Source organism: Pseudomonas sp. TE3644, assembly GCF_056278815.1.
Map to the genome: position 1 here is coordinate 424984 of NZ_JBWBQF010000001.1, position 12238 is coordinate 437221.

Genomic DNA, 12238 nt, shown 5'->3' on the forward strand with positions numbered 1-12238 from the left:
AACGCCCATGACGACGCATATTTTCAAACCCAACATGCCCCCGCCCAACATGGCGGTGGGCCCTGTCGCCTGGATGCGCGCCAACCTGTTTTCCAGCTGGTTCAACACCCTGTTGACGCTGGTGGCGTTGTACCTGATCTACCTGATCGTACCGCCGCTGCTGAGCTGGGCGTTCGTGGACGCCAACTGGACAGGCACCACCCGTGAAGACTGCACCAAGGCCGGTGCCTGCTGGGTGTTCATCGAACAGCGCTTCGGCCAGTTCATGTACGGCTACTACCCACAGGCACTGCGCTGGCGCGTAGACTTGACCGTGTGGCTGGCCGTGCTGGGCGCCGCGCCGCTGTTCATCGCGCGCATGCCCCGCAAACCGCTGTACGGCCTGTGCTACCTGGTGATCTTCCCCATCGTGGCCTACAGCCTGCTGCATGGCGGCTACCTGGGCCTGGAAAGCGTGGCCACCAGCCAGTGGGGCGGCCTGATGCTGACCCTGGTGATCGCCACCGTGGGCATCGCCGGCGCCTTGCCGCTGGGGATTCTGCTGGCGCTGGGGCGGCGTTCGAAGATGCCGGCGGTGAAGGTGGTGTGCGTGACCTTCATCGAGTTCTGGCGCGGCGTGCCGCTGATCACCGTGCTGTTCATGTCCTCGGTGATGCTGCCGTTGTTCATGCCTGAAGGCATGAACTTCGACAAACTGCTGCGGGCCCTGATCGGGGTGATCATGTTCCAGTCCGCCTACGTCGCCGAAGTGGTGCGTGGTGGCCTGCAGGCCATTCCCAAGGGCCAGTACGAAGCCGCCGCGGCCATGGGCCTGGGCTACTGGCGGGCGATGGGCCTGGTGATTCTGCCGCAGGCGCTCAAGCTGGTGATCCCGGGTATCGTCAACACCCTGATCGCGCTGTTCAAGGACACCAGCCTTGTGATCATCATCGGCCTGTTCGACCTGCTCAACAGCGTCAAGCAAGCCGGTGCCGACCCCAAATGGCTGGGTATGGCCACCGAAGGCTATGTGTTTGCCGCTGCCGTCTATTGGATTTTCTGTTTCAGTATGTCCCGCTACTCCGTGCACCTGGAGCGCAAGCTGGACACTGGCCACAAGCGTTAGGAGTGTCATCATGAGTGAAGCAATCAAACAGCCTGTGGGCGCCGATGGCATTATCCAGATGCAGGGCGTGAACAAGTGGTACGGCCAGTTCCACGTACTGAAAGACATCAACCTGAACGTCAAGCAGGGCGAGCGCATTGTGTTGTGCGGGCCGTCGGGTTCGGGCAAGTCCACCACCATCCGCTGCCTCAACCGTCTGGAAGAGCACCAGCAGGGCCGCATCGTGGTCGATGGCGTGGAGCTGACCAACGACCTCAAGCAGATCGAGGCCATCCGCCGCGAAGTGGGCATGGTGTTCCAGCACTTCAACCTGTTCCCGCACCTGACCATTCTGCAGAACTGCACCCTGGCGCCGATGTGGGTACGCAAGATGCCCAAGCGCAAGGCCGAGGAAATCGCCATGCATTACCTGGAGCGCGTGCGCATCCCGGAGCAGGCGCACAAATTCCCCGGCCAACTGTCCGGCGGCCAGCAGCAGCGCGTGGCGATTGCCCGTGCCTTGTGCATGAAGCCCAAGATCATGCTGTTCGACGAACCGACCTCGGCGCTCGACCCGGAAATGGTGAAAGAGGTACTCGACACCATGATCGGCCTGGCCGAAGACGGCATGACCATGCTCTGCGTGACCCACGAAATGGGCTTCGCCCGCACCGTGGCCAACCGGGTGATCTTCATGGACAAGGGCGAGATCGTCGAACAGGCGCCGCCGAACGAGTTCTTTGATAACCCGCAGAACGAGCGGACCAAGTTGTTCTTGGGGCAGATTCTGCATTGATGGATTGATGCGTGATCGAAAAACCCGGCCTTGGTGCCGGGTTTTTTTATGGCGCGATGCCGGTCTCACGCCATGCACAGAAGGCTGGCGACGCCGATCCTGCAGCCTGGTCTACGAAACTGTCCGTCCTTATTGTTTGATTTTACTTTATGTAATATATGTTTCGGTGTTTTCAATATTCTTTGATAGCACAAAACGATCGAGAAGGAAAAAATAGCTGGTTATCTTCTGTTTATCTTCTGTTTGATGCAGGGGGTGTAGGGTAAATCATACGCATATACAGGAAGAATCTGTCCGTCCAAATAGAGTTTTTCCGATATTCATAGTCTTACACCATGGCTATGCTTTTTGAAGCGGGCAATTTCCGTGGTAATTAAGTTTTGCAAAATAGAAATGGTGGAGAGATATAATGAGTAATGGAATAGTTTTGCCTCCTCTTAATATAGGCGCGGTGGCCGGAGTTGGTGTCGGATCATCGGGGCCTGGTGGTTTGCTTTCTCGCCACGATCTTGGGGGCGGACCATGGAGCGCTCCCAATCCTGGTCATGTCATGCAGGCCCTATCGTTGCAACGTTATGAGGTTTACAGTAACGGGTATTGGCGGGAAATGCTGACGAAGCTTTTGGAGGAGCAGAAAGGCGCAATGCGGGATGGCAAAATCACCTTTGTTAACAGCAAGCTGATGATGGATTTCAGAGTTCTGCCTATCGCTGATAATTATATGTGTGTAAATCCTTCCGTTACGGCGCTTCAGGCGCTGCACTATGCTCACTCACTTGGGCGTTTGCCTCCGCTTAGCGAAGCTAGAAATTTGTCAGGAGGGACGCTCACTCCATTTTCTGCTTTGTCGCATTTTTTAAATGGTGATGGGGGGGAGGTTCGGACAAATATCAATACACTGGGCTTAAAAATTTACTCTAGGCCTATTCCTGAGTTGGAAAGCCTGATTGAGTCCGCCCCACTGGGGTCAAGCCCTATTGCAATTCAAAAGTTTCCTTATATGACAGGGAACGATTCTTGGGCGACTGGGCTTTGGCTAGGCTCTATTTCCTTGAAGCTTGAGGGGGTATTACATAAGAATAGTGACTCTATCAGATTCGAGGGCATAGCGAGGGCCTATCACGACCGATATGACGCTAATAAAAGTACTCATAGAGATGCGCTAAGTGAGTCAGCAACGGGGGTTCTTGCAGAGTTGGAGAAGTTTTTGAAGGGAACCCCGTATACGATTGCAATTGATGGTGAACTACCTGTGGTGATTGAACGATAGTTTGTTGAGCTCATCAGGCCAGGCGCAAGGAGATTAAGATGCTTGAGGTGTTTTTTGTAAGCGTTGCTTGGGTGTCTTTGATATATATTCCGGGTTTTTACTCTGCTGTTTGGTCTGATGCCCCTTCGTTGTTCTTTTTTTGGGTTGCGGCATTGGTTGTGTCAGCTGTAGTGTGCGCGATTCATTTGCTCGGTGAGTGGCTTTCATATAGGTTTCGGCGCGGTTGGGTGTCTTTGGTTTTTTCCGCACCACTCTTGCTGTTTGGAAGCTTGAACTTGTGGGTATGGGCTTCTAGCGTTTGCGAGGGGCGAATGCTTTTTGCAGTCCCGGCTTTTTTGCACTTTGCAGCAGTTTTTGTTCTGAGTAAAAAATTACTTCACCGCTGGCGCATGGGCGGGAGCGGTTAGGTCTCAGCGTGTTTTAATGAGTTTTTAAATGATCTCGCCAACACGACAGCGAGCCTGTTTTCAACGCAGCATGGGCGAGCTGGGATGCATTTCGTACAGAGCCTAGGGCGTTTTGGACAGTGGTTGCCCCGTGGAGATAAGGGACAGCCATGGCAGGCAGCCTGTACGACGAATGGCTAGCAATTTATCTTGCCAACCCCAGTCTCATTCCATACCCTAATTCCTCATTGAAATTCATCGGATGATTGGACGATGTCCACCCTGATCAAACGCTCTCTGGTCGATCAAGCCCTGGACCAATTGCGCGACCGCATCACCCGCGGTCACTGGACTGTGGGCCAACGCCTGCCCACCGAGCCCGAGCTGGCCCTGGAGCTGGGCATCAGCCGCAACACCGTGCGCGAGGCCATGCGCGTGCTGGCGTTCAGCGGCATGATCGAGATTCGCCAAGGCGATGGCAGTTACCTGCGCGGCAGTGTCGATCCGTTCGATACGCTCAAGGTGCTGTCCAACTGCTCAATCGAACAGGCGCGCGAAACCCGGCGCATCATTGAGGTGGAGGCTATTGGCCTGGCGGCGCAGCGGCGTACCGAGGAGGATTTGGCGGCACTGCGCGAAGCGCTCAAGCACAGCGGTGCGCATTACCACACTGACCTGGATGGTTACATCGCTTGCGACCTGGTGTTCCACCGGCTGTTGGTGGATGCCGCGCACAACCCCACCCTGAGCCAGCTGTACCGGTTCTTTTCCAGCGTCGTCGGCGGGGCGATTCTGCATTCGCTCAACCACACCCCGCGCAACCCCCACGTATTCGACTTGCATGGCGAGCTGCTGGCTGCCATCGAAGCAAGCGACCCGCAACGCGCCATGTCGATCTGCCGCGAGCTGATCGACGGGCCGGATCTATGATCGAGGAAACTGCCTTATGTCCACGCCAACCACCGAGACGCTGAGCGCCTCAACCGACCAACCGGCAAGCTTGCCCAAGCCCTGGCTGTTGCTGCTGGGCCTGGTGCTGGTGGCACTCAACCTGCGCCCGGCGTTGTCGAGCATGGCGCCATTGTTGGGGCAGGTGTCTGAAAGCCTGGGCCTGAGCGGGTCGACGGCGGGGCTGCTGACCACCCTGCCGGTGCTGTGCCTGGGCCTGTTCGCGCCCCTGGCGCCGCTGCTGTCGCGTCGTTTCGGTGCCGAACGGGTAGTGCTGGGCATCCTGTTGCTGCTGGCCGCCGGCATCGCTTTGCGCAGCCAGTTCGGGGTGGTCGGGCTGTTTGCCGGCAGCGTTGTCTCGGGCGCCAGCATCGGCATCATCGGCGTGTTGCTGCCGGGCATCGTCAAGCGCGACTTCCCGAAAAACGCCGGCACCATGACCGGTGTGTACACCATGGCGCTGTGCCTGGGCGCGGCCCTGGCGGCCGGCGCCAGCGTGCCTCTGGCCGAAGTGTTCGGCAACCGCTGGAGCATGGGCTTGGGGTTCTGGGTAGCACCGGCTGTGCTGGCGGCATTGTTCTGGCTGCCCCAGACCCTCCAGAAGCACGGTGCCCACCATGCAGCGTATCGCGTGCGCGGTCTGTTCCGCGATCGCCTGGCCTGGCAGGTGACACTGTTCATGGGCCTGCAATCGTCGCTGGCCTACATCGTGTTCGGCTGGTTGCCGTCGATGCTGATCGGCCGTGGCCTGGGCGCTGCCGAGGCGGGGCTGGTGATGTCGTTCTCGATCATCATCCAGCTGGGCAGCTCGTTGATCGCACCGTGGCTGGCCACGCGCGGCAAGGATCAGCGTATCGCCATCGTCACCGTCATGGGCCTGACCCTGGCGGGCCTGTTCGGTTGCCTGTACGCCCCGCTGGGCGGCCTGTGGTTCTGGGCCGTGGTGCTGGGGCTGGGGCAGGGCGCCATGTTCGCCGTGGCGCTGACCCTGATCGTGCTGCGCGCCAGCGATGCGCACGTGGCCGCCAACCTGTCGAGCATGGCCCAGGGCGTGGGTTACACCTTGGCGTCCATGGGGCCGCTGGCCGTGGGCCTGGTGCACGATTGGACCGGTGGCTGGAGTGCGGTGGGTTGGATCTTTGCGGTCATCGGCGGCCTGGCGATCATCGCCGGCATGGGGGCTGGTCGGGCGTTGCATGTGCAGGTCCGCAGCGAGAAGGTTTGATCTTTGGCAGCAATGGTCTTGAAACGTCGTCGACTGCTTCGCGACTAAAGTCGGCTCCTACCCCGTTCGTGGTAGGAGCCGGCCTTGGCCGCGATGCAGGCGACGCCGCTGTAGACGCTGCCTCGAGGCTGCGCTGGCCTTGAGATTCACTGAAAACATCCAGTGGGTCGGCGCTTCGTTGCCGTGGTGGCATTTCCCGTCTGGTTACTCGGAAATTTCCTATATTCGTGATTTGCAGTCTTCTGCCAGAGTTCCTCTTCTGATTCCTGCCGCTGACCGGCAGCGACCATGACAAGAGGGTAGCGTGGTGCAACAAGTCAACAACGCAGGCTCAACCCAAGCGAACCATCACTCCGTCACTCTGGTGACCTCTTCCAAGCCATCGCTGACCTGGGTCTCTCCAGCCGAAGCCGACGTATTCCAGATCACGACTGAAGCGTTGATGCCCGAGATCATCTTTGAATTCGAAGCCAGTTTCGTTGGCGAGTACACTTGGTCTTGGGCAATTGAGTGGGAGGCAAAGGCCAGCGGCCTGAGGGAGCGTGATCGGCTGGGCGATGAACAAGCCTCAGAACGTCGGTAAAACCGAGTCTCAGTTACGCGAGCGAGATAAGGCTACTTACAGCAGGGGAACAAGAGGGCAGTCAGATGAGCATGCGTGGAGCTATAACGGAGTCTGCTATGCCGACCACGTTAGCGATCAATAACATCTGGTCAGGCATTATGTCTTTTGTGCTTGTAGCTCTTGCGGGTACAGCTATAGCCGCAGACGACACTAGCCTGCAGTCAAAAGAAACCGGGGTAATCCAATTAAAGATGTCGGACGGCAGTACATATTCCCTTGCACTGCCAGACAATGTGGATGGCGTTTTCCTTGACCCGAGAAAGCACCCGGTCGGCGATCAGCGTTACATTTCAGTGTTTCTATCCAACGCGTCAAACCCAAGTAACCCTTCCGGCTATTGCGGTGCTGGCCGTGAAATACGGCTTAAGGTGTACCGCATAGACGGAACGGGCTTGGTGATGCGCAAGGATGTGCTGGTCAGCAGTTGCCTTCATTCAATTGCGCTTTCGAGTCAGAGTACGGGCGACGAAGGTCAGGATAGTGACTTCTCTTCCGTACAATGGACTAACGAAGGTTTTTCTATCAGGTGGGAGGGGACGCCGGGGCCCGTCACATACACACTCGACGGTAAGCCTGGCACCCAAAACCAACCGTAGCCACTGCCGCCAATTGCGCTGGCCCTTATACCCACTGAAGCTTTGCCAGTGAGGCAAAAGGCCAGCTCACCCTCGCGGCAGCGGCTACACCTGTTAGGATGCAGCCATCCCAACAAGAGTCTTGCCCATGAGCGAAGCCAACGCAGCCCTGATCACCCGTTTCTATCTGGCTTTCCAGCGCCTGGACGCCGAGGCCATGGCGGCCAGTTATACCGACGATGTGGTGTTCAGCGACCCGGCGTTCGGTACTTTGCGAGGTAAGGACGCTGGCGACATGTGGCGCATGCTGGCGGCCAGGGCCAAGGACTTTTCCCTGACGTTTGACCATGTACATGCCAGCGACAACACAGGGGCGGCGCATTGGGTCGCCACGTATCTGTTCAGCCAGACCGGCCGCACGGTGGTCAACGATATTCACGCCCGCTTCGTGTTCCGTGACGGCAAGATCTGCGAGCACCACGATCACTTCGATTTCTGGCGCTGGTCACGCCAGGCCCTGGGCACCCCTGGTCTGCTGCTGGGCTGGTCGCCGATGCTCAAGGGCAAGGTCCGGCAGCAGGCGCTCAAGGGGCTCAGGGCGTTTCAGCAGGGGCGCTGATCAGTTGGGCACGCCCTTGTGCTGATGGTCTGCACGGTAGGTGAACTGCGCAGGTTGGCTGCCCGCCGGTAGCCGGATGCCGATCACGGGGATGAATTTCCCGGTCTTGTCGTGCCACTGCTTCTGCACTTTCTGCGCATCGCCCAGGCCGCCCATGCCTTCGATGTGGAAGAACGACTGGATAGGCAGATCGGGGAATTTGCTCTGGTCCCACGCCTGAATCATGACTTCGTTCCAGGGAAATGGCCGGTCGTTCATTAGCTGCATCACCCGCAGGCTCTGATAGAACCGGTCGGCAGCGACCGCGCCGTGTCGGTCGCGCACATCAAAGCTGCATTGGCTGGCGAAGCGATAATCCGGGTTGCCCTCCCAGCGATCCAGCACCAGTGGGTCTTTGGAAGCGCGGTAGTGATCAATCCATTGTTCGGCCGTCTGGATGCCTGCCTTGTCGCAAAGCCGCTCCTTTACCTCCGGGGTGCGTTGGTTATCACCGCAGCCGCCATTACTGCGCTTCCAGCTGTCGCCATCGGTGGGGAAGGCGCACAGGGTATGGTAATCAAGGCTGCCTGCCGGCTTATGGTGCTCAGGGAACAGGGTGTAGCCGCTGCGACCGCTTTCGGCCAGGCGATCGAAACGAGCATCAGCGCGCAGGTAGGAAAACGACGCAGCATTCTTCTCCAGCGTGCCGGGGCTGTGGTCCCAGGTGAAGTACTTGTCTGATGGTTTGGTGGCGCGCAGCATGATGCCGCTGCATTTGAACGCGGGGGCCTCGCCGCAAGCCTGGCGGGTGTCGTTGTAGTAAGCGGTCATGGCCTTGGCGGTGTCAGTGCCAACATCGGCCAGTGCGAGGTTGCTCAGCGGCATTGTCAGCAGGCAGGCCAGTGAAAGGGTGATGGTGGTTTTCATGGGGTTAGCCTCTTGGGGTTGGGCTACCCACGTTATTTTTTTCGACCGTCAGGGTATGTCGCCCGACGGCCGCGCGGCCTTGGCAAAAAACCGATGAGCACGCGTGTCTTCAGTCTTGGCAGGCGTAGGATCGGTGAGAAAGGGGGCTGTTCCCCGTCAGAAAAAGGTAGAATGCGCCCGTCCACAAAGCGGTCTTGCCTGCGTGATCGAAGCCACTCTGCCGTCATCCCCCAAGCCTTGGTATGTGTACCTGGTGCGCGCCGCCAATGGTTCGCTGTACTGCGGGATCAGCGATAACCCCCAGCGCCGTTTCGCCCAGCACCAGAGCGGCAAGGGCGCACGTTTTTTCAGTTCCAGCCCGGCCATGGCGCTGGTGTATGTGGAATGCTGGCCCGACAAGGGCGAAGCCCTGCGCCATGAGCGGCTGATCAAGCGCCTGCGCAAAAGCGCCAAGGAGCGTCTGGTGGCCTCCTACGTGCCGATTGATGCGGTTGATGAGCCCCTATCAGCCTGAGCGGGTAGGCCGCTCTCGATAGCGCGGTTAAGCTTGGGGTTTACCCCTGTTGGCGGAACCGAAGATGACCGACCTGATCCTGCATCACTACCCCGCGTCCCCGTTCGCTGAAAAGACCCGCCTGATGCTGGGGTTCAAGGGCCTGTCGTGGCGCTCCGTACTGATTCCGCCGGTGATGCCCAAGCCTGATCTGGTGGCCCTGACCGGTGGCTACCGCAAAACCCCGGTGCTGCAGGTTGGCGCTGACATCTATTGCGATACGTCCCTGATCGCTCGCCGCCTGGACCAGGAAAAGGCGTTGCCAGCGTTCTTCCCCGAAGGCCAGGAAATGACCGTCGCGGCATTCGCCGCCTGGGCCGACGCGACGCTGTTCCAGCACGCCGTCAGCCTGGTGTTCCAGCCCGAGTCCGTGGCGGTGCGTTTTGCGCGCTTGCCCCCGGAGGCCGTCAAAGCGTTCATCGCCGACCGTGCGCAGTTGTTCAGTGGCGGCAGCGCCACACGCCTGCCAGTTGAGCAGGCCAAGCATCAGTGGCCGGTGTTCATGGCTCGGCTGGAGCAGCAGTTGCAACGTGAAGAAGGCGACTACCTGTTCGGCGAACCGTCGATTGCCGACTTTGCCGTCGCCCACCCGATGTGGTTCCTCAAGGGCACGCCGGTGACCTCACCGCTGGTGGATGAATACCCGGCCGTGCATGCGTTGTTGGGGCGCGTGCTGGGCTTCGGGCATGGCGCGTACAGTGAATTCACTGCCGAGCAGGCGCTTGAGGTGGCCCGCAACAGCACCCCGGCGGCGTTGCCGGTGGGTGGGTTTGTCGACCCTAATGGTTTCAAGGCGGGGGATGCGGTGACGGTGTCGGCCATCGATTATGGCGTTGATCCTGTGGCGGGCGAGCTCGTGTACGCCGGCGTCGAGGAGCTGATCGTGCGCCGCGAAGACCCTCAGGCGGGTGTAGTGCATGTGCACTTCCCGCGCCTGGGCTTCAAGTTGCAGAGACACTGATCCGTAGCCGCTGCCGCCAGGCTGCGCTGGCCCGTATATGCGCTGGAGAATTTCAGTGAGGCACGGGGCCAGCGCAGCCTGCGGCAGCGGCTACGGGTGCTGCAAGGCCTGGAGGATTTGGTTTTCGTCGTATTGGCGTAGCTGCACGCCGTTGACATCCAGCATGGGAATACCCCGTCCACCCAAGGCCTCATAGCGCTTGCGTGCCTCGGCATCCTTGTCGATGTCGAACTCCTTATATGCCACCCCCTGGCGATCCAGGAAGCGACGGAAGTCCTTGCAGTACCCGCACCAGTCAGTCGCATACAGCGTCACCCGGGCGCTTGCCCGGGCTTGTTCCGACACCTGCGAGGTGGGGCTGAAATACGCTTGGATCTTGGGCCACTGCTGGAACACCACCACCACCAGCAAAATCGGCAGCACCCGCTTGAGGGCCTTGTTCAGCACCCGATCAGTCCTTGCGGCGCTTGAGCTGGTCGGTGAGCTGGGTAGGCAGGCCCTTGATGATCAGGGTGCCGGCTTCCTCGTCATACTCGATCTTGGAGCCCAGCAGGTGCGCTTCGAAGCTGATCGATAGCCCCTCGGCGCGGCCGGTGAAGCGGCGGAATTGATTGAGGGTGCGCTTGTCGGCCGGAATCTCGGGGGACAGGCCGTAGTCCTTGTTGCGGATGTGGTCGTAGAAGGCGCGTGGACGGTCTTCGTCGATCAGTCCGGACAGTTCTTCCAGGGCCACCGGTTCGCCGTGTTTGGTCTGGGTGGTGGCGTATTCCACCAGCGCCTGGGTCTTCTCGCGGGCGGCTTCCTCGGGCAGGTCTTCGCTTTCCACGAAGTCGCTGAAGGCCTTGAGCAGGGTACGGGTTTCACCCGGGCCGTCGACACCTTCCTGGCAGCCGATGAAGTCGCGGAAATACTCCGACACCTTTTTGCCGTTCTTGCCCTTGATGAACGAGATGTACTGCTTGGAGTTCTTGTTGTTCTGCCACTCGGAGATGTTGATGCGCGCGGCCAGGTGCAGTTGGCCCAGGTCCAGGTGGCGCGACGGGGTCACGTCCAGCTCGGCGTTTACGGCCACGCCTTCGCTGTGGTGCAGCAGGGCGATGGCCAGGTAGTCGGTCATGCCTTGCTGGTAGTGGGCGAACAGCACGTGGCCGCCGGTGGACAGGTTGGATTCTTCCATCAGCTTTTGCAGATGTTCGACGGCCTCGCGGCTGAAAGCGGTGAAGTCCTGTTCGGCGTCCATGTACTGCTTCAGCCAGCCGCTGAACGGGTGGGCGCCTGACTCAGGGTGGAAGAAGCCCCATGCTTTGCCTTGTTTGGCGTTGTAGCTGTCGTTGAGGTCGGCCAGCAGGTTTTCGATGGCCTGGGATTCACTCAGTTCGGTATCACGGGCGTGCAGCACCGCAGGGGTACCGTCGGGCTTTTTTTCGATCAGGTGGACAATGCAGTGACGGATCGGCATGGGGCTTCTCGGTGCGTCGAAAGGGGGAGGGCCGGGGCCAGCGTGTCGGCCGGGCGCAAAGGCGGCAAGTGTAACGCAACTGGGGGTTTGGCGGCCCGGCGGCACTGTTTCAGGGGTTGAATTAGAGACTTTTGTCTATTTTTCAACCAAACCTGCGATAAACCTGAACAAATGGCCAGGTAGTGGCGGATATTTCTGTTTCTGTGTGCTAGTTTTGCCCGGTCTTGCGCTCCACAAGGGCGCATCGCCCGCAGATAGCTGCCGTCAGGTCGAACCAAATACCGATTTGTGCATCTACATTCGCGATTGGCGTGGCTGTAGACCGATTGCCGGCCCCGAGGGGTTACGGCGTTTTTGACTGATGTTGCACTCTGCAATCCAACTGAATTTGATAGGGAAGGAACACCACCATGGCATTGACCAAAGACCAACTGATCGCCGACATCGCTGAAGCCATCGACGCGCCAAAAACCACCGCGCGCAATGCTCTCGAGCAACTGGGCCAGATCGTTGCCGACCAGCTGGAAAATGGCAGCGAAATCACCCTGCCAGGCATTGGCAAGCTGAAAATCACCGAGCGTCCAGCTCGCACCGGCCGTAACCCTTCGACTGGCGCGCCGATCGAAATCGCTGCCAAGAAAGTCGTCAAGTTTGTTCCAGCCAAAGTGCTGACTGATTCGGTTAACAAGTAATTTTGTAACCAGTCGTGAAAAAGCCGTGACCGGGGCAACCCGGTCACGGCTTTTTTTGTGCCTTGTAGCCGCTGCCGCGAGGCTGCGCTGGCCGGCGTGAACCCTGAAAATCTCAAGTGAGACACCGGGCCAGCGCAGC

The 12238-nt window shown here is 59.2% G+C and carries 15 protein-coding genes; 12 read left to right on the forward strand and 3 right to left on the reverse strand.

Annotated features, from left to right (window positions below):
- The first annotated feature begins 7 nt into the window (after positions 1–7).
- The 9 genes from ACZ9GA_RS01870 (at position 8) to ACZ9GA_RS01910 (ending at position 7528) form a co-directional block, all read left to right on the forward strand.
- Positions 8–1105 (forward strand): amino acid ABC transporter permease, encoded by a 1098-nt coding sequence (locus ACZ9GA_RS01870; protein ID WP_027979040.1) that lies wholly within the window; start codon positions 8–10, stop codon positions 1103–1105.
- Positions 1106–1115: 10 nt separating this feature from the next.
- Entirely contained in the window at positions 1116–1880 is a 765-nt protein-coding gene (locus ACZ9GA_RS01875; protein ID WP_008371306.1) for an amino acid ABC transporter ATP-binding protein, read from the forward strand.
- Between the two features lie 409 nt (positions 1881–2289).
- A complete protein-coding gene (locus ACZ9GA_RS01880) occupies positions 2290–3150 on the forward strand; it encodes a lipid II-degrading bacteriocin (protein WP_457357522.1) in 861 nt (286 codons plus the stop codon).
- A 38-nt stretch (positions 3151–3188) separates the two neighbouring features.
- Positions 3189–3557: a hypothetical protein gene (locus ACZ9GA_RS01885; RefSeq protein ID WP_457357520.1), complete on the forward strand. Its 369-nt coding sequence runs from the start codon at positions 3189–3191 to the stop codon at positions 3555–3557.
- A 252-nt stretch (positions 3558–3809) separates the two neighbouring features.
- Positions 3810–4466 carry a FadR/GntR family transcriptional regulator gene (locus ACZ9GA_RS01890; protein WP_457357518.1) on the forward strand — a complete coding sequence of 219 codons (657 nt, stop codon included), beginning with the start codon at positions 3810–3812 and terminating at the stop codon, positions 4464–4466.
- A gap of 16 nt (positions 4467–4482) precedes the next feature.
- On the forward strand, positions 4483–5709 hold the full coding sequence (locus ACZ9GA_RS01895) for a CynX/NimT family MFS transporter (protein ID WP_027979036.1): 1227 nt from the start codon (positions 4483–4485) through the stop codon (positions 5707–5709).
- A 307-nt stretch (positions 5710–6016) separates the two neighbouring features.
- Positions 6017–6292: a hypothetical protein gene (locus tag ACZ9GA_RS01900; RefSeq protein WP_457357516.1), complete on the forward strand. Its 276-nt coding sequence runs from the start codon at positions 6017–6019 to the stop codon at positions 6290–6292.
- Positions 6293–6390: 98 nt separating this feature from the next.
- A complete protein-coding gene (locus ACZ9GA_RS01905; protein WP_457357514.1) occupies positions 6391–6930 on the forward strand; it encodes a hypothetical protein in 540 nt (179 codons plus the stop codon).
- Positions 6931–7057: 127 nt separating this feature from the next.
- Positions 7058–7528, forward strand: coding sequence for a nuclear transport factor 2 family protein (locus ACZ9GA_RS01910; RefSeq protein ID WP_457357512.1), 471 nt, complete (start codon positions 7058–7060; stop codon positions 7526–7528).
- Here ACZ9GA_RS01910 and ACZ9GA_RS01915 read toward each other — a convergent pair whose 3' ends face one another.
- Positions 7529–8434, reverse strand: coding sequence for a hypothetical protein (locus tag ACZ9GA_RS01915; RefSeq protein ID WP_457357510.1), 906 nt, complete (start codon positions 8432–8434; stop codon positions 7529–7531).
- A gap of 202 nt (positions 8435–8636) precedes the next feature.
- Between ACZ9GA_RS01915 and ACZ9GA_RS01920 the strand changes: the two genes are divergently transcribed.
- A complete protein-coding gene (locus tag ACZ9GA_RS01920) occupies positions 8637–8948 on the forward strand; it encodes a GIY-YIG nuclease family protein (protein ID WP_457357508.1) in 312 nt (103 codons plus the stop codon).
- A gap of 64 nt (positions 8949–9012) precedes the next feature.
- The gene (locus ACZ9GA_RS01925) at positions 9013–9948 is read left to right on the forward strand and encodes a glutathione S-transferase family protein (RefSeq protein WP_457357506.1); all 936 of its coding nucleotides are present in this window, start codon (positions 9013–9015) and stop codon (positions 9946–9948) included.
- Between the two features lie 90 nt (positions 9949–10038).
- On the opposite strand, the gene ACZ9GA_RS01930 is transcribed toward ACZ9GA_RS01925, so the two are convergent.
- Both ACZ9GA_RS01930 and yejK read right to left on the reverse strand, forming a co-directional pair.
- The gene (locus ACZ9GA_RS01930; RefSeq protein ID WP_457357504.1) at positions 10039–10395 is read right to left on the reverse strand and encodes a glutaredoxin family protein; all 357 of its coding nucleotides are present in this window, start codon (positions 10393–10395) and stop codon (positions 10039–10041) included.
- A gap of 4 nt (positions 10396–10399) precedes the next feature.
- Entirely contained in the window at positions 10400–11407 is a 1008-nt protein-coding gene (gene yejK / locus ACZ9GA_RS01935) for a nucleoid-associated protein YejK (protein WP_457357502.1), read from the reverse strand.
- Positions 11408–11817: 410 nt separating this feature from the next.
- Between yejK and ACZ9GA_RS01940 the strand changes: the two genes are divergently transcribed.
- Positions 11818–12099 carry an HU family DNA-binding protein gene (locus ACZ9GA_RS01940; protein ID WP_008371316.1) on the forward strand — a complete coding sequence of 94 codons (282 nt, stop codon included), beginning with the start codon at positions 11818–11820 and terminating at the stop codon, positions 12097–12099.
- Positions 12100–12238 lie beyond the last annotated feature (139 nt).